This window comes from Meiothermus sp. Pnk-1 (genome assembly GCF_003226535.1).
GTDB lineage: Bacteria > Deinococcota > Deinococci > Deinococcales > Thermaceae > Allomeiothermus.
Genome location: NZ_QKOB01000015.1, coordinates 34,081 through 49,236, shown reverse-complemented (window position 1 = coordinate 49,236; position 15,156 = coordinate 34,081). Strand labels below are relative to the sequence as shown.

Below are 15,156 nucleotides of genomic sequence, written 5' to 3'. Positions count from 1 at the left end.
CATCATCAGCCGCTGGATCTGTTTGCCAAACTCAATCACCAGCAACTCCTGCTCGGCTATATTCTTCCCCTCTCCCAGCCGCTCGTACTCATCCACCAACTGATGCATCCGTTCCCGTATTTCGCTCATTCCAACAGTTTAGGCTGTTTGCCTATTTTCAGGACACACCCCACCCGCGGCTATTTTTTTCTCGTGCACAAAACCGTGTTATCATGGGCTCATGAGGTTTGTGAAGCGCCTAGCGCTAGGCTAGGGGAGCCCGCGGGTTCGGGAAGCTCCCCCTACGCCCGCGTAGGGGGTTTTTTACTCCCGCGGCCCCCACACCTTCCCATAGAATGACTCGCTAGAGCCGTCTGGAGAGACTCATGAGCGACAAATACAACCCCCACGAACTCGAGCCCAAGTGGCAGAAGTACTGGCAGGAAATCGGGCTGCTCAAAGCAACCGAAGGCGGCGAGAAAAAGTCGTACGTCTTGGTGATGTTCCCCTATCCCTCGGGCGACTTGCACATGGGCCACCTCAAGAACTACACCATGGGCGACGTGCTGGCCCGATGGCGCACCCAGCAGGGCTACTCGGTCTTGCACCCCTTCGGCTGGGATGCCTTCGGCCTGCCCGCCGAGAACGCGGCCTTGAAGTACGGCGTGAGCCCCGCCGACTGGACCTATGGCAACATCCGGCAGTCGAAGGAGTCGCTGGCCCTCATGGGCATCCAGTACGACTGGAGCCGCGAGGTCACCACCTGCACCCCCGAGTACTACAAGTGGAACCAGTGGATCTTCCTCAAGATGTACGAGCGAGGCCTGGCCTACCGCAAGAAGAGCCTGGTCAACTGGGACCCGGTCGAGCAGAGCGTGCTGGCCAACGAGCAGGTCATCGACGGGCGCGGCTGGCGCAGCGGGGCCTTGGTCGAGAAGCGCGAGCTCGAGCAGTGGTACCTCAAGATCACCGACTACGCCGAGCGGCTCTTGGCCGACCTCGACAAGCTCCCGCGCTGGCCCGAGAAGGTCAAGGCCATGCAGCGGGCCTGGATCGGCAAGAGCACCGGGGCCGAGTTCGACTTCTCGGTCAAGGGCCACGACGCCAAGATCCGGGTCTTCTCCACCCGCCCCGACACCATCTTCGGGGCCACCTTCATGGTGCTGGCCCCCGAGCACGAACTGGTGGCCCGGATCACCACCCCCGAGCAGAAGGAGGTGGTGGAAGCCTACGTGGCCGCGGCCAAGATGAAGAGCGAGGTCGAGCGCCAGCGCGAGGACCGCGAGAAGAGCGGGGTGTGGACCGGGGCCTACGCCATCAACCCGGCGAGCGGCAAGGAAATTCCCATCTGGGTCGCCGACTACGTGCTCGCGGGCTACGGCACCGGGGCGATCATGGGGGTGCCGGGGCAGGACCAGCGCGACTGGGAGTTTGCCGAGAAGTTTGGGCTCGAGATCATCCGCACCGTCGAGCCCCCCGCCGGCTGGCAGGGCCAGGCCTACACCGAGGACGGCCCGGCCATCAACTCCGGCTTCCTCAACGGGCTCTCAGTCGAGGAAGCCAAGCAGAAGATCATCGAGTGGATGGAGGAGAAGGGCATCGGGGAGCGCAAGGTCAACTACCGCCTGCGCGACTGGCTCATCAGCCGCCAGCGTTACTGGGGCACCCCCATCCCCATGATCCACTGCGATCGCTGCGGCATCGTCCCGGTGCCCTACGAGCAGCTGCCGGTGGTGCTCCCCACGCTCAAGGACGTGGAGGACATAAGGCCTAAGGGCAAGAGCCCGCTGGCCGCCCACCCCGAGTTCTATGAGGTGGACTGCCCCAAGTGCGGCGGCCAGGCCCGGCGCGACACCGACACCATGGATACGTTTTTTGACTCGTCGTGGTACTTCCTGCGCTACGCCGACCCCCACAACGCGCAGCTGCCCTTCGACCCCGAGCGGGCCAACTTCTGGATGCCGGTAGACCAGTACATCGGCGGGGTGGAGCACGCCATCTTGCACCTGCTCTACTCGCGCTTTTTCACCAAGTTCCTGCACGACATCGGCATGGTGGAGGTCGAAGAACCCTTCGAGGGCCTCTTCACCCAGGGCATGGTGCAGGGCTGGACCGACGTGGGCCCGGTAGAGGTGAAGGGCCAGGAGGTCCGCTTCCTGACCTCCGAGCGCCGGGCCAAGCTGGACCTCCCCGAGACCCTCAGCCTGGAAGAGGTCAGGAAGAGCGGGGCCGAGCTGCGCCCCCACGACGACGGCAGCCTCCACTTCTGGAAGCCCGCCACCATGTCCAAGAGCCTGGGCAACGGGGTGATGGTGGGCCCCTTCGTGAAGGAGCAGGGCGCCGACATCGCCCGCATCACCATCCTCTTCGCCGCCCCACCCGAGAACGAGATGATCTGGACCGAGGAGGGCGTGCAGGGGGCTTGGCGCTACCTCAACCGGGTCTGGCGCTTGGTGGTCGAGAACCTGACCGAACTCAAGGCCCAGGGCGACCTCCATGACCCCAAGGCCCTGGGTGCCGCCGACAAAGCCCTCTACCAGAAGCTGCACCAGACCATCAAAAAGGTGGGCGAGGACATCGAGGCCCTGCGCTTCAACACCGCCGTGGCCGCCTTGATGGAGCTTTTGAACGCGATGTACGACTACCGCAAGGAAAACCCGGTCTCCCCGGTGTTTCGCCTGGCCACGCTCCACTACATCCAGCTCCTGGCTCCCTTCGCCCCTCACCTCGCCGAGGAGCTGTGGCACCGGTTCCACGACACCTCGGTTTTCGCGGCCCGCTGGCCCGCCGTGGACGAAGAGGCCCTGGTGGCCGAGGCCTTCGAGCTGGTGGTGCAGGTCTCGGGCAGGGTGCGCGGCAGGGTCACCGTCCCCGCCGAGGCCAGCGAGGACGAGATCCGGCGTATCGCCCGCGAGATTCCCAACGTGCAAGCCCACCTCGAGGGCAAACAGGTGGTGAAGGAGATCTACGTGCCGGGGAAGCTGCTGAACATCGTGGTGCGCTGACCGCCCTTGCCTTGACCCCCCTCGGTACTGCACGAGGGGGGTAATCCACTACTCAGGCGGGTACGTTATGGTGAAAACATGAAAAAGCTGCTGGCCGGGATGCTGCTTTTGGTGGCCTGCGCCCCGCGCACCCTCAACACCGACCCCGAGTACTTGAGCGCCTACGCCCAGGCCCCGCGGCTCAACGTGGCTTGCGTAGGCGAGTCCAACCGTCCGGGACCCCTGCTCGAGTACGGGTCCAACGTCTGCACCCTGGTGGTCTACCCGACGGTGGCCCGCGACGCGGTACGGGCCGAGTACACCGTGACCCTCTTCTACCGCACCCCGGTGGGAAACCTCCTCTCCCCCCGTTACGAGAACAAAACCCGCGAGATCAAAGGCGAAGCCCCCTTAAGCCCCAATACCCCAGCCACCGCGAGCTTCCCGGTGTATGTGCCGGATCGCAACTTCTTCCGGGTAACAGGCCGCATCCTCGAGGGCACTTTCAAGGTAGTGCTCTCGCTGGCCCCGGCGGCTTTGGGCAATTATCTGGGCCTCCCGATCCCCGCCATAGGCCTGGACAAGACCACCAGCGGGCTCTACGCCCAGGTCAACACCGCGATCAACGACCTGGTCAACAACCGCGACGAGGTATACGCCCTCGAGGTCAGCGCCAGGGTCTGCGGACCTCAGCTGTGCAGCCCCTACCAAACCAGCACCGTGGGCCTGCCGCGGTAGACGCAGCTTGACCTTTCCCCAAGGGCAGGCCCTACCCTGAGCCCGTGAGCGAGCCCCGCAGCAAACCCTCCACCCCCTACCTGAGCATTGGAGAGTTCTCCCGGCGCTCGCGGCTCTCCCTCAAGGCGCTGCGGCTGTACGACGCGCTGGGGTTGCTCCCGCCCGCCTACGTGGACGCGCCTTCGGGCTACCGCTACTACCGCGAAGACCAGCTCGAGCGGGCTCGGCTGATCGGCCTACTGAGGCAGCTCGCGATGCCGCTCGAACGCATCGCCGCGGTGCTCGAGCTGGAAGGGGTGGAGGCCAGGCGCGCGGTGAGGCAGTACTGGGAAGAGGTCGAAGCAGACCTGAAAACCAAGCGGGCGCTCGTTCGCTACCTCGAGGGCTACCTCGGCGGTGAAGGAGGAAGCATGCCGCAGATACAAACCCGAGAAGTGCCCCCACAGAACGTTGCGACGATCCAGAGGAAGGTGAATATCAAAGACCTCAGCCGTTTCATCGAGGAGGCGTTCAGCGAACTCTACGGCCACATCACCGCCTCCGGCCTCGAGGTGCGCGGCGCTCCGCTGGTCATCTACCATGGCCAGGTCAACGAAGACTCCGACGGTCCGGTGGAGATCTGCGTGCCCTTCGCGGGCCGCCTGGAGCCCACGGGGCGAATCCGGGTGCGGCTCGAGCCCGCCCATCATGAAGCCTTTACCCGCATCAACAAGGCCCAGGTCAACTTCCCCGCCATCCTGGAGGCTTACGACGCGGTGGCGAGATGGCTAAAAGACCAGGGCAAGCCGATGAGCGGTCCGGCCCGGGAGGTCTACTTTGCCCGCTGGGATGCCCTGGGCCCCGACGACCCGGCCTGCGACGTGGCTTTCCCCTACGCCTAGGCCCATTCAACGGCTAAGGGTACGGCCCCAGTCGGCGAAGGAGTCTTGGAAGCGGGCCTCGAGGTCGCGTAGGGCGCCCTGGCAGAACCGCTCGTAGCGCTCGAGAAAGTCCAACGCCGCCGGGGTGAGGGTGCTGCCGCCACCCCCCTCCCCGCCCGAGTGCCGTTGCAAGAGGGGAAACCCCAGCGTTGCCTCGGCCTCTTTGAGCTGCGCCCAGGCCTTGCGGTAGCTCATCCCGATCCGCTTGGCGCCGCCTTTGAGACTCCCCGCTTCGGCTACCGCCCGCAGCAGATGTATGGCCCCCGGCCCCATCAGATAGGAGCCGTCCTCGCGCTCGAGCCAGATTTTGGCCTTGGGGCGCATGGCTTTAGTGTACGTTCGACCCGTCGCGGGCTCAAACGTTGAACAAAATCAGCATCACATCGCCGTCTTGGACCACGTACTCTTTGCCTTCGCTGCGCACCCAGCCCCGTTCCTTGGCCTGGGTCCAGCCCCCGGCCTCGACAAGCCGGCGCCAGTCGATGACCTCGGCCCGGATAAAACCCCGCTCGAGGTCCGAGTGGATCTCCCCGGCTGCCTGCGGCGCTTTGGTGCCTTGGCGAATCGTCCAGGCGCGAACCTCTTTTTCTCCGGCGGTAAAAAACGTGATGAGCCCCAGGGTGCGGTAGGCCACCCGCACCAGGCGGTTCAGGCCGGACTCCTCGAGCCCCAAGGCTTTGAGGTACTCGGCGGCTTCCTCCTCGGAGAGTTCGGCCAGTTCGGCCTCGATCTTGGCCGAGACCACCACTACGTCTGCGCTCTCTTGGGCGGCATACTCCTTGACCTGGGCCACGTAGGGGTTACGGGCACCGTCCGGGAGGTCTTCCTCGGCCACGTTGGCCACGTAGATGACCGGCTTGTAGGTGAGGAGGCTCATCTCCCGGGCAGCTTTTTGCAAAAGCTCAGGGTCGGCGGCCTGGAAGGTCCGGGCCGGTTTCCCTGCGGAGAGGTGGGCCAGAAGGGGCTCGAGGACCTCGAGCAGCGCCTTGTCGTCCTTGTCCACCCGGGCGGTCTTGCGCAGCTTGTCCAGGCGCTTCTCCAGCGTGGAAAGGTCGGCCAGCGCCAGCTCGGTGTTGATGGTCTCGAGGTCGTCTAGGGGGTTGACCTGCCCGGCCACGTGCACCACGTTGGGGTCGGCAAAACAGCGCACCACATGGGCAATGGCCGCCACCTCACGAATGTTGGCCAGGAACTGGTTTCCCAACCCCTCCCCCTTGTGCGCCCCCTTTACTAACCCCGCAATGTCCACGAACTCGACGTGGGTGGGAACGATGGGAGGCACCCGCTCCCCTTTGATGAAGAGCTGTTGCAGGGCCTCGAGCCGGGGGTCGGAAAGGGAGACCACCCCTACGTTTTTGTCGATGGTGGCGAAGGGGTAGTTGGCCGCCAAGGCTCCAGCCTTGGTGATGGCGTTGAATAACGTGGATTTGCCCACGTTGGGAAGACCGACGATGCCGACTCCTAACATACCAAGCGGCCATTGTACCGCAGGAAGGCCCCGGTCTTACCCACCCAACGCCTCTAGCCCGTCCTCAAGCGTTCCCACTCCTCGCGCAGAATCCCCATCTGCACCAAGTCTACGTACTGGCCGTTGGTCCAGACCTGGCGGCGCAGCCGGCCCTCCTCCTGAAAACCGCACCCCCGGTAAGCCCGGATGGCCCGTTCGTTGTTGCCGTTGACGCTGAGCCAGACCTTGCGCTGGTTCAAGAGGCGGAAGGCATAGTCTACCAACACCCGCACCGCGTCGCGCCCGTATCCCTTGTCCCAGTAGCCCTTGTCCCCGATGCTGATGCCCAGCTTGCAGGTGCGGCTCACGTGGTCAAACTCAAAAAGAGCGCAGTGACCGATGAACTTGCCGTCTACTTCGATGCCAAAGTTGGTACCGTCCCGCCCCCCCTTGGCCCATTCCCGCTCGAAATCGGCCTTTAGGCGGGCCAAGGACTGAGGGTAGGGTGGACCGCCACCCCCGAAGAGTTCCACCTCGAGGTCGTTGTTGAACTCCCACAGCCGCTCTAGGTCCTCGGGGCGTATCGCCCGCAACATCACTTTCTCGCCTTTGAGCACATGACCAATATACTCCGCCTACCGCTCGTGCAACCCCAGGTGCTGCCGGAGCCCCGGCGGGGCCAATTGCCAGTCCAGCAGCGCCCGGGCCAGATCCAAGTAGCCCCGGGTGCTGCACACCTTGCCGTGCCAGACCAAGGGAGCCTCCACCACCCGAAAACCCCTTTCCGCCAGGGCTTCGCGGGCCAGGGCCTGGGCGGTCACCGTCCCCCCCAGATAACCCGCTTCGGCCAGGAAAAGGCTGGCGTTGGCCCCCAGAAATACCGCTTGCAGGTGCGGCCAGGCCTCCTCGAGCCAGCCCTGCAGCACCGGGTCGCGGCCCATGCGGCGCATGCTGGCCCCACCGGGAACCACCAACACCTCCATTTGGGGTCGGCCGGAGAGGGCGAACCTGGGCGTCCAGACCGCACCGGCCTGGCCCTCCAAGGAGCTTCGGGCCTTGGCGAAGGTGAAAGCCTCCAGGCCCAGCAAACGACAGACCTCGAGCGCCAACGCCGCTTCGGCCTCGAGGAAGCTGGGGGTGAGCAACACTCCTACCCGCACGGCTACATTATCCCGCAACGGCCCGATCCAGGCCGCCCGCCTCGGGCTTACCCGAAGCGTCCGGTGATGTAGGCCTCGGTGCGGGGATCCTTGGGGTTAGTGAAGAGCTGATTGGTGGGGCCGAACTCGATGAGTTCGCCCAGCAGGAAGTACGCGGTAAAATCGGAGACCCGGGCGGCCTGTTGCATGTTGTGGGTGACGATGGCGATGGTGACATGGTTTTTCAGGTCGGCCATAAGGTCTTCGATGGCCTGGGTGGAGATGGGGTCGAGGGCACTGGTCGGCTCGTCCATCAACAGCACCTCGGGCTCTACCGCCAGTGCCCGGGCGATGCACAGCCGCTGCTGCTGCCCTCCCGAGAGGCTCATCCCCGGCGCCCGCAGTCGGTCCTTGACCTCGTCCCACAAGGCAGCCTGGCTCAAAGAACGCTCTACTGCCTCGTCCAGCACCTCCTTGCGCCTCACCCCCAGCAGCCGCAGCCCGGCGACCACGTTGTCGTAGATGGTAAGGGTGGGGAAAGGGTTGGGTTTTTGGAAGACCATCCCGATCTTGCGCCGCACCTCTACCGGGTCCACCCCCGAAGCGTAGATGTTCTTGCCGTCGAGAAGGGCTTCCCCCTCCACCCGAGCCACCGGGGTGAGGTCGTGCATCCGGTTCAAGGCGCGCAAAAAGGTGGTCTTGCCGCAGCCCGAGGGGCCGATCAAAGCGGTGACCTTGTTGGCATAAATGGGCAGGGTGACGTTACCTACCCCCAGTTTTTTGCCGTAATAGACGCTGAGGCCCCGGGTCTCCATGCGAGGTTTCAGCAAGCCTGCCCCCTGAGAGAGGACCCCCGGCTCCCCCTGCCGCAATTCGTTCAGCTTCAATTCGTCCACGTTCGCCTCCACGCGCTAGTTCGTCCAACGGCGGGTAGCCCAGCGGGCCAGCAGGCTCGCCCCCAACACCAGCACCGTAAGCACCAGCGAGGCCGCCCACGCTTGCTCCTGGCGCAAGGGGGAGGGTTCGTTGGCGTACTTGTAGATGGAAAGGGCCAGGCTCTCGACCTGTTGCCCCAGGTTGAGAGTGAGAAGCTGGCTGCCTCCGGCGGTAAAGTATAGCGGGGCGGCCTCCCCGGCCGCGCGAGCAAAGCCCAGCATGAGCCCGGTGATGACCCCCGAGGTGGCGGCGGGCAACACCAGCGATAGAATCACCCGCCAACGCGGCAGACCCAGGGCCAGCCCCGCTTCGCGTACGCTCCAGGGCACCAGCTTCAAGACCCCCTCGGTAGCGCGCAGCACGATGGGCACCATGATCAAAGCCAGCGCCAAAGCCCCGGCGTAGCCGGAGAAGTGCCCGCTGGGGATCACGACCAACGTGTAGATGACCAGACCTTTGAGCAAGGCCGGGAGGCCGTTGAGCAGGTCGGAGATGATCCGCAAGGTGGGGTTGACGGGGTGGTCGGGGTACTCCGAGAGCAAAATGCCCCCGGCCAGCCCCAGGATCCCGCCGATCAAGAGGGCCAACAAGTTCATCAGCAGGGTGCCCACGATAGCATGGGCCAGCCCTCCCCCTCCCTGATCCACCGGGCGGAAGGGCTCGAGGAAAAAAGCCAAATTGATCGCCGCTATCCCCTTGAGCAAAACCGCTCCCAGCACTAGCACCAAAGGCGCGACTACAATCAGGGACCCTAGGACCAGCAGGGCCAGCATGGCCTGGTTCCACAACCGCCTGCGGCGTAGATTCCCGTCCGCCGGTACGTGGCGAGATTGTGCCCAAGCGCTCATAGGCGGCCCTCCACGCTCATGCGCTTGACGATCCAAGCGGCCAGCAAGTTCATAGCTCCACTGAGGACAAAGAGGATGAGGCCCAGCGCCAGGAGGCTCGAGAGCTGCAGGCCTTGTGCCTCGCCAAACTCGTTGACGATGGCCGAGGGGATGGTGGTGGCGCTCCCGAAAACGGTAAAGGGCAGATTTTTGTTGTTGCCGATCACCATCACCACCGCCATGGTCTCCCCCAGAGCCCGAGTAAAGCCTAGGATCACCCCCGCCAGAATCCCACCCCGGGCGTACGGCAACACCGCCATGCGAATCACTTCCCACTTGGTGGCCCCCAGCCCATAAGCGGCTTCCCGCTGGGTGTTGGGCACCAGCGCGATGGAGTCTTTGGCCAGGCTGGCCGCGTAGGGAATGACCATCACCGCCAGCACGATCACCGCGTTGGCCATCCCGATGCCGATGGGGGCTCCCAGGATCTGCGCCAGCCAGTCCGCCTCATGCTCCACCGCCCAGCCCACCACGGCTTGCTCTATCTGCCGGAGTACCGGGGCCAGCACCAGCAGGCCCCATAGGCCATAGATGACGCTGGGGAGCGAGGCCAGGAGCTCGAGCGCGTACTGCAAGGCGCTCCCCAGCCAGCGGGGGGCGTACTCCACCGCGAATATCGCCACCGCCAGCGCCGGAAAGAAAGCTAGGGCTAAGGCCGCTAGGCTGGTGATGAGGGTGCCCAGGATGAAGGGCCAAGCCCCGAAGACGTGAGCCACCGGGTCCCAGGTGGTTCCCCCTAGGAACCCCAGCAGGCCGAACGCGGCGAAGGCCCGGCTCCCGTTGGCGGCCAACTGCCAGCCGATCAAGACCACGATTCCAATGATCAGCAGGCACAAAACCAACACAACACCAGCAAATAGGCGATCCCCCAGGGCTCGGTAGAGGGGGGAGGTTCTGGTCGGAGGTTGAGCGGTCATCTCTGCTCCAACGAAGGGTGAGGCCTCCGGCGGCCCCACCCCATCTTACGCGCTCCTCAGCGGAGGGGCTGGCCGTTGTAGGTCATGGTGTTTACCAGCGCCTGGGCCCGCCTCACTACCTCCGGGGAAAGCCGCACGTAGGAAGCCCCCTCGTTGAGCTTCTGCCCCTCGGTGAGCACCCAGTTGAGGAAGCGCACCAGCGCTTTGGCCTCCTCGAGGCTCTTGGCGGTAACCTCCTGCTTTTGGTAGACGAGGAGCCAGGTCATGCCCACGATGGGGTAGCCTTGCGGGTCTTTGGTGTTGACCACCTGGTTTTGCAGGCGCAGGTCGTCCGGCAGCTCGATTCCCGAAGTGGCTTCCACCGCCGAGGCCAGGCTGGGCTTGATCCAGTTGCCCGCCTGGTTCTTGAGCGTAACCACCGGGAGCTTGTTCTCGAGGGCGTACTTGAGCTCGACGTAGCCGATGGAGCCGGGGGTCTGGGCCACGATCGCGGCCACCCCGGGGTTGCCTCGCCCCCCTAGGCTACTGAACGCAGGCCAGTTCACCGACTGCCCGGCCCCCACCTTGCTCTTCCACTCCGGGGAGATGGCCGAGAGGTAGCTGGTGAAGATAAAGGTGGTACCCGAGCCGTCCGAGCGGTGGGTGGCGGAGATCAGCTGACGGGGAAGCTGTACGCCGGGGTTGAGCGCGGCGATCCTGGGGTCGTTCCAGCGAATGATCTTGCCCAGGAAGATGTCCGCCACCGTAGCCGCGTCTAGGCGAAGCTCTTCAATACCCGGAAGGTTGAAAGTCAGGGCCACCGGGCCCAGGGCGGTGGGGATGTGCAGCACCGGGCTGCCGTTTTTCTCCTGAATTTCCTTGAGCTGGGCGTCGGAAAGCGGAGCATCGGAGGCCCCAAAGTTGACCACCTTGTCGGTGAGCTGCCGAATCCCGGCGCCCGAGCCTACCGCTTGGTAGTTCACCCGGATCCCGGTAGCTTTGGTGAAGTTGGGGATATAGGCCTCGGTGTACAGCGGGGCTGGGAAGGTCGCCCCGGCCCCGCTCAAGGTGACCTGGGCGGAGGCCACTCCGAGGAGGGCAGTAGCGGCAATAGCGCTGCTCAGTAGCTTGTTCATGCGTTCTCCTTTGAGAGGTTGCACCGCAACCTGCACGCTTCACAGCCTGCCTGTGCTTTGTCAGGAGATTGTCAGAGAGGCCGCCTGCCCCGCCAAGCGGTGGGGTTTTACCTGCTTGACAGGTGATATTCTCTTGACGTGCGGTATCTGCTCCTCGCCGACATCCACGGTAACTGGCCGGCCCTGGAGGCCGTGCTGCAAACCGCGCCCCAATACGACCGGGTGATCTTCCTGGGCGACGCGGTGGGCTATTACCCGGACGCCGACCGGGTGCTCTCCTGGCTGCGCTCGGAGGAGGCCATCGGGGTGATGGGCAACCACGACGCCTGGCTATTGCACCTTGACGATATCGACCCCGAGGAGCAGGAGGGGCCCATCTTCGAGATCCTGCGTTGGCAGTCCGAGCGCCTGTCGTTGGAGAACCGGGCCTATTTGGGTAGCCTCCCCTGGACGCGGGAAGTGGACGGGGCCTTGCTGGTGCACGGGAGCGCTTGCGACCCCTTGCAGTACGTGGATGACCTGGACACCGCTCGAGCGCACTTCGGCTGCACCCCAGCCCGCTGGAGCCTGCACGGACATACCCACCTGGCCGGCACCTTTCTGGCGCTGGAAGGCCCTAACGGGCAGTGGGTGCGCTACCAGCGCCAGGTCCACGGCAGCGAGCTATTTTTAGCCCCCAAGGCTCGAGCCCTGGTCAACCCCGGTTCGGTGGGCCAGCCCCGCGACCGCATGCCCGGCGCCGCCTACGCCGTGTGGGACAGCGACGACGGCAGCGTGCAGTTCTTCCGCGTGGAGTTCGACCTCGAGCGCGTCCTCAAGCGCATCCTCGAGGAGGGCTTCCCCCTATGGCTGTACGAGAGGTTGCTGGTGGGTAGATGAACATCCTCGGCCACGAACGCATCCTCGAGCTTCTCCCCGCCCTTAGGGCCCAGAGCTTTCTCTTTACCGGCCCAGAAGGGGTGGGCCGGCGAGCGGTAGCCCGCTGGTATGCCTGGCAGCTCAACGGGGAGCACTACGCCAGCGATTATCTGGAGATCGCCCCCGAGGGCGAGACCAAAGGGGGCAAAAAGGCGCGCAAGCCGCAGATTCTGCTCGAGCAGATCGCCCCCCGCGAAGAAGGAGGGGAGAACCTGCTGGACTGGCTCTCCACCTACCCCCGCCACCGGGCCAAGGTGGCGGTGATCGACGGGGCCCATCTCCTCAACGAACCCGCCGGGAATGCCCTGCTGAAGATCCTGGAAGAGCCCCCGGCCTACGCCCGGATCGTCCTGATCGCCCCCAGCCGGGAGCTGGTGCTGCCTACTCTGACCAGCCGCAGCCTCGAGATCGCTTTTGGCCCCCTTCCCCTCTCAATCCTGCGCCAGCTCTCTACCGACCCCGAGGTTCTGGCCTATGCTGAAGGGGCGGTGGGCCGGGTACGCTGGGCCCTCGAGCACCCGCTGGAGTTCCAAAAGTTGCTCGCGCGGGCCGAGGGGGTAATGGAGAGCCTACGCGGTGCCCGCTCCGGCCCAGCCCAGACTCAACAGGCCTTCAAGGCCTTGGGGGAGCTAGATAACGGCCTGGACTACTTGGCTCGCCGCCTGGGGGAGATCTTCCCCCCTGAATCCCCCCGCCGCCGGGAAGCGCTCGAGGCCTTGGCCCAAGCCCAAGAAGCCCTCAGCGCCTACGCCGGCGAAGAGCTCACCCACACTTGGCTGGCCCTGCGGCTGTGGCGGTTGGCGAATTGGCAAAGCGCCGGGGCTCAAGCCAACCAGGAGGCAACGAAATGAACTGTGTCGGGGTGCGTTTTTCTCACAGCCCCAAACTTTACGACTACACCTTCGACGGTGCGCCACCCCCGCCCGAGTCCTGGGTGGTGGTGCAGAGCAGCCGAGGGCTCGAGTTGGGCAAGGTACGCACCACCCCCCACCCGGGCCAGCCCAAGGGGCGCATCGTGCGCCCCGCCAATTCGGAGGATCTCGACAAAGCCGCTCGGCTTCGTGAGAAGGCGGAAGAGATCAAGTGGTGGATTAAAGCCCGGCTGCGCAAGGAAAAGGTACAGGCCAAGGTGCTGGGCTGCGACTACACCCTGGACGGATCGCACCTGGCGGTGCACTACTCGGCGGAAGAGCGCATTGACCTGCGGCGCTGGGTGGGCGAGATCGCCCGCACCGCGGGGGCCCGGGTGGAGTTCGTGGCCCTGGGGCCGCGTGATCAGACCGCCTACTTGGGAACCCTGGGAGCTTGCGGCATGGAGTCGTGTTGCTCTACCCACCTGCAGGATTTCGCCCAGGTCTCGATCAAGATGGCCCGCGACCAGCAGCTTCCGCTTTCCCCCGAGAAGATCTCCGGACCTTGCGGCAGGTTGCTGTGCTGTTTGCAGTACGAGCACCCGCACTACCAGGAACTCCTTAAGGATCTGCCGCGTAAAAACGCCAAGGTCTGCACCATCCACGACGTTTGCGGCAAGGTCGCCAAGCTCAACCCGCTGGCCGGCACTGTAGACCTCCTCACCGAAGAGGGAAGCTGGGTTACGGTGCACAAAAGCGAGCTACGGCGGTAAGCTTTCACCCATGGGCGCGCGAGACCCTAACCAGGCCTGGGCGGTATCGAACCAGCTCAAGGATTACCGCCTCAACAAGCAGGCCACCGAGGCCCACTTGGTGTTGCAGGACGGATCGATTTTGCACTTTCGTAAAGACGGCTTCAGCAGCTTTGTACAGGCCTCGGGCGGGCAGGCTAAACGCCTCGAGCCCACCATCCTCAACTTCGAGTTCGACCGACGCACCCTCAAGGTCAGCTTCGCGGACGGGAGCGGGCTCGAGGTGGCCTGGCGGGGTGGGTTCCTGGGCGGGCGGAGCCTGGATACCCGGGTTCGGGAGGCCTGATGGTCACCTTCGATATCGGCAACGTCCGGTTCATCCACCGGGTCGCCGCCGTAGTCATAAAGCACGGGCAAATCTTGCTCCACCACGGCCCGGGAGAACCCTTCTGGACCCTACCCGGTGGCCGGGTCGAGGCGGGCGAACCCGCCGAGCAGGCCTTGGTCCGGGAGATGCGGGAAGAGCTGGGCATCGAGGTCAGGGTGGGGCGTTTGATCTGGGTAGTAGAAAACTTCTTCCGGGAGAGGGAGCGCGAGTACCATGGCCTCGAGCTGTATTTTGCGGTGACGGTGTCTCTCGAGCCCTCGAGCCTCGAATTTTACGGCTTCGAGGGCCACCGGCGGCTGACCTTCCGCTGGTTTGCCCTCCAGGAGACCCCTGGTATGGACATCCGCCCGCCTTTTCTAATCCAAGGATTGCGCCGCTTGCCCCTCGCTCCGACCCATATCGTCAATGACCGGCGCTAGCCGGGTTTGGACGCCGAAAAAAGAATGCGTTTGAAGCCGTAGAAGACCGGTTTTCGCGGGAAGAGTTCGCGCAGGCGAGCGCGGTAGCCCTCCAAGAACCTTTCCTGCGCAGAGGGAGGGAGGGGCTCGAGGTAGGCGGTAAGCAAAGTTCCCTTGACCCACTCCACCATAGCCTCAGCGTCGGCCAGGACGTGCGGATAGACCTTGAGCAACACCGTGAGGTTTTCCCCGCCTAACCCGAAGAGCATCCGGGCGTAGTCTTCGGGGGGCAGTACCGGGCTCTGCCGTCCACCCTCGGGGAAATAGGCCGCGAACTCGGCGGATTCGGCCAGTTCGCGGGCCAGCCGGTGCGAGGGGTGGTCGTGGTTGGCGGGCATCTGTACCACCAACTGCCCGCCCGGATTCAGGTGCCGCCAGAGCTTGGGGAAAAGCCTCGGGTGATCGGGGAGCCATTGCAAGGCCGCGTTGGAGAAGATGAGGTCGTAGGTGCCCTCCAACTCCGCGATATCCCCCCGCTCAAAGCGCAAACCCGGACGGGTATACGCTCCGCTCCTGGCGAGCATGGAAGCGGAGTTATCCAAACCCGTCACCTCGCTATCCGGCAGGGCGTCCGCCAGCCTGCGGGTGAGTTCACCGGTTCCGCAGCCTAGATCTATAACCCGTAAGCCGGGCTTGACTTTCACGAGCTTTAATAAATCCTCGAAAGGGGCGGTGCGCTCGGCTTTGAATTTCTCGTATTGATCGGGATTCCATGCCATCCAAAGCT

At 64.5% G+C, this 15,156-nt stretch carries 17 protein-coding genes; 8 read left to right on the top strand and 9 right to left on the bottom strand.

Annotated elements, in window-relative coordinates:
* Nucleotides 1-365 precede the first annotated feature (365 nt).
* From leuS to DNA98_RS15015, 3 genes are all read left to right on the top strand, one after another.
* Nucleotides 366-2,984 (top strand): leucine--tRNA ligase, encoded by a 2,619-nt coding sequence (leuS, locus tag DNA98_RS15025; protein ID WP_110532166.1) that lies wholly within the window; start codon nt 366-368, stop codon nt 2,982-2,984.
* Between the two features lie 78 nt (nt 2,985-3,062).
* Nucleotides 3,063-3,701, top strand: a complete 639-nt coding sequence (locus DNA98_RS15020; protein ID WP_110532164.1) for a hypothetical protein — start codon at nt 3,063-3,065, stop codon at nt 3,699-3,701.
* Nucleotides 3,702-3,745: 44 nt separating this feature from the next.
* A complete protein-coding gene (locus tag DNA98_RS15015) occupies nt 3,746-4,582 on the top strand; it encodes a MerR family transcriptional regulator (RefSeq protein ID WP_110532162.1) in 837 nt (278 codons plus the stop codon).
* A gap of 6 nt (nt 4,583-4,588) precedes the next feature.
* Here the strand turns inward: DNA98_RS15015 and DNA98_RS15010 are convergent, their stop codons facing one another.
* From DNA98_RS15010 to pstS, 8 genes are all read right to left on the bottom strand, one after another.
* Complete coding sequence (locus DNA98_RS15010) at nt 4,589-4,945, bottom strand: winged helix-turn-helix domain-containing protein (protein WP_110532160.1); 357 nt, start codon at nt 4,943-4,945, stop codon at nt 4,589-4,591.
* Nucleotides 4,946-4,976: 31 nt separating this feature from the next.
* A complete protein-coding gene (gene ychF, locus DNA98_RS15005; RefSeq protein WP_110532158.1) occupies nt 4,977-6,089 on the bottom strand; it encodes a redox-regulated ATPase YchF in 1,113 nt (370 codons plus the stop codon).
* A 53-nt stretch (nt 6,090-6,142) separates the two neighbouring features.
* Nucleotides 6,143-6,685 (bottom strand): GNAT family N-acetyltransferase, encoded by a 543-nt coding sequence (locus DNA98_RS15000; protein WP_110532156.1) that lies wholly within the window; start codon nt 6,683-6,685, stop codon nt 6,143-6,145.
* Nucleotides 6,686-6,703: 18 nt separating this feature from the next.
* Nucleotides 6,704-7,228: a DJ-1/PfpI family protein gene (locus tag DNA98_RS14995; RefSeq protein WP_110532154.1), complete on the bottom strand. Its 525-nt coding sequence runs from the start codon at nt 7,226-7,228 to the stop codon at nt 6,704-6,706.
* 47 nt (nt 7,229-7,275) lie between these two features.
* Nucleotides 7,276-8,022, bottom strand: a complete 747-nt coding sequence (gene pstB / locus DNA98_RS14990; RefSeq protein WP_110532180.1) for a phosphate ABC transporter ATP-binding protein PstB — start codon at nt 8,020-8,022, stop codon at nt 7,276-7,278.
* Nucleotides 8,023-8,118: 96 nt separating this feature from the next.
* Nucleotides 8,119-8,991: a phosphate ABC transporter permease PstA gene (pstA, locus tag DNA98_RS14985; RefSeq protein WP_110532152.1), complete on the bottom strand. Its 873-nt coding sequence runs from the start codon at nt 8,989-8,991 to the stop codon at nt 8,119-8,121.
* Nucleotides 8,988-9,947: a phosphate ABC transporter permease subunit PstC gene (pstC, locus tag DNA98_RS14980; protein ID WP_110532178.1), complete on the bottom strand. Its 960-nt coding sequence runs from the start codon at nt 9,945-9,947 to the stop codon at nt 8,988-8,990. Before pstC ends, pstA begins: the two co-directional genes overlap by 4 nt.
* Before the next feature lie 56 nt (nt 9,948-10,003).
* The gene (gene pstS, locus DNA98_RS14975; RefSeq protein ID WP_110532176.1) at nt 10,004-11,062 is read right to left on the bottom strand and encodes a phosphate ABC transporter substrate-binding protein PstS; all 1,059 of its coding nucleotides are present in this window, start codon (nt 11,060-11,062) and stop codon (nt 10,004-10,006) included.
* A 138-nt stretch (nt 11,063-11,200) separates the two neighbouring features.
* Here pstS and DNA98_RS14970 point away from each other — a divergent pair, with 138 nt between their 5' ends.
* From DNA98_RS14970 to DNA98_RS14950, 5 genes are read left to right on the top strand one after another with little or no spacing between them, the layout of a single operon-like run.
* Nucleotides 11,201-11,941: a metallophosphoesterase gene (locus DNA98_RS14970; protein ID WP_110532150.1), complete on the top strand. Its 741-nt coding sequence runs from the start codon at nt 11,201-11,203 to the stop codon at nt 11,939-11,941.
* Nucleotides 11,938-12,831 (top strand): hypothetical protein, encoded by an 894-nt coding sequence (locus tag DNA98_RS14965; RefSeq protein WP_110532148.1) that lies wholly within the window; start codon nt 11,938-11,940, stop codon nt 12,829-12,831. Before DNA98_RS14970 ends, DNA98_RS14965 begins: the two co-directional genes overlap by 4 nt.
* On the top strand, nt 12,828-13,604 hold the full coding sequence (locus DNA98_RS14960; RefSeq protein ID WP_110532145.1) for a regulatory iron-sulfur-containing complex subunit RicT: 777 nt from the start codon (nt 12,828-12,830) through the stop codon (nt 13,602-13,604). Before DNA98_RS14965 ends, DNA98_RS14960 begins: the two co-directional genes overlap by 4 nt.
* A gap of 10 nt (nt 13,605-13,614) precedes the next feature.
* A complete protein-coding gene (locus DNA98_RS14955) occupies nt 13,615-13,929 on the top strand; it encodes a hypothetical protein (protein ID WP_110532143.1) in 315 nt (104 codons plus the stop codon).
* Nucleotides 13,929-14,390, top strand: a complete 462-nt coding sequence (locus DNA98_RS14950) for an NUDIX hydrolase (protein WP_110532141.1) — start codon at nt 13,929-13,931, stop codon at nt 14,388-14,390. Before DNA98_RS14955 ends, DNA98_RS14950 begins: the two co-directional genes overlap by 1 nt.
* Here the strand turns inward: DNA98_RS14950 and DNA98_RS14945 are convergent.
* Nucleotides 14,387-15,148 carry a methyltransferase domain-containing protein gene (locus DNA98_RS14945; protein ID WP_110532139.1) on the bottom strand — a complete coding sequence of 254 codons (762 nt, stop codon included), beginning with the start codon at nt 15,146-15,148 and terminating at the stop codon, nt 14,387-14,389. The two genes, DNA98_RS14950 and DNA98_RS14945, sit on opposite strands and share 4 nt — an antisense overlap.
* Between the last annotated feature and the right edge of the window lie 8 nt (nt 15,149-15,156).

Excerpts from the sequence above, each read along its gene's own strand:
- pstC (WP_110532178.1), bottom strand. The coding sequence starts at position 9,947 with ATGACCGCTCAACCTCCGACCAGAACCTCCCCCCTCTACCGAGCCCTG.
- ychF (WP_110532158.1), bottom strand. The coding sequence starts at position 6,089 with ATGTTAGGAGTCGGCATCGTCGGTCTTCCCAACGTGGGCAAATCCACG.
- DNA98_RS14965 (WP_110532148.1), top strand. The coding sequence starts at position 11,938 with ATGAACATCCTCGGCCACGAACGCATCCTCGAGCTTCTCCCCGCCCTT.
- leuS (WP_110532166.1), top strand. The coding sequence starts at position 366 with ATGAGCGACAAATACAACCCCCACGAACTCGAGCCCAAGTGGCAGAAG.
- DNA98_RS14955 (WP_110532143.1), top strand. The coding sequence starts at position 13,615 with ATGGGCGCGCGAGACCCTAACCAGGCCTGGGCGGTATCGAACCAGCTC.
- pstA (WP_110532152.1), bottom strand. The coding sequence starts at position 8,991 with ATGAGCGCTTGGGCACAATCTCGCCACGTACCGGCGGACGGGAATCTA.
- pstS (WP_110532176.1), bottom strand. The coding sequence starts at position 11,062 with ATGAACAAGCTACTGAGCAGCGCTATTGCCGCTACTGCCCTCCTCGGA.
- DNA98_RS14945 (WP_110532139.1), bottom strand. The coding sequence starts at position 15,148 with ATGGCATGGAATCCCGATCAATACGAGAAATTCAAAGCCGAGCGCACC.
- DNA98_RS15020 (WP_110532164.1), top strand. The coding sequence starts at position 3,063 with ATGAAAAAGCTGCTGGCCGGGATGCTGCTTTTGGTGGCCTGCGCCCCG.
- DNA98_RS14960 (WP_110532145.1), top strand. The coding sequence starts at position 12,828 with ATGAACTGTGTCGGGGTGCGTTTTTCTCACAGCCCCAAACTTTACGAC.
- pstB (WP_110532180.1), bottom strand. The coding sequence starts at position 8,022 with ATGGAGACCCGGGGCCTCAGCGTCTATTACGGCAAAAAACTGGGGGTA.
- DNA98_RS15010 (WP_110532160.1), bottom strand. The coding sequence starts at position 4,945 with ATGCGCCCCAAGGCCAAAATCTGGCTCGAGCGCGAGGACGGCTCCTAT.
- DNA98_RS14950 (WP_110532141.1), top strand. The coding sequence starts at position 13,929 with ATGGTCACCTTCGATATCGGCAACGTCCGGTTCATCCACCGGGTCGCC.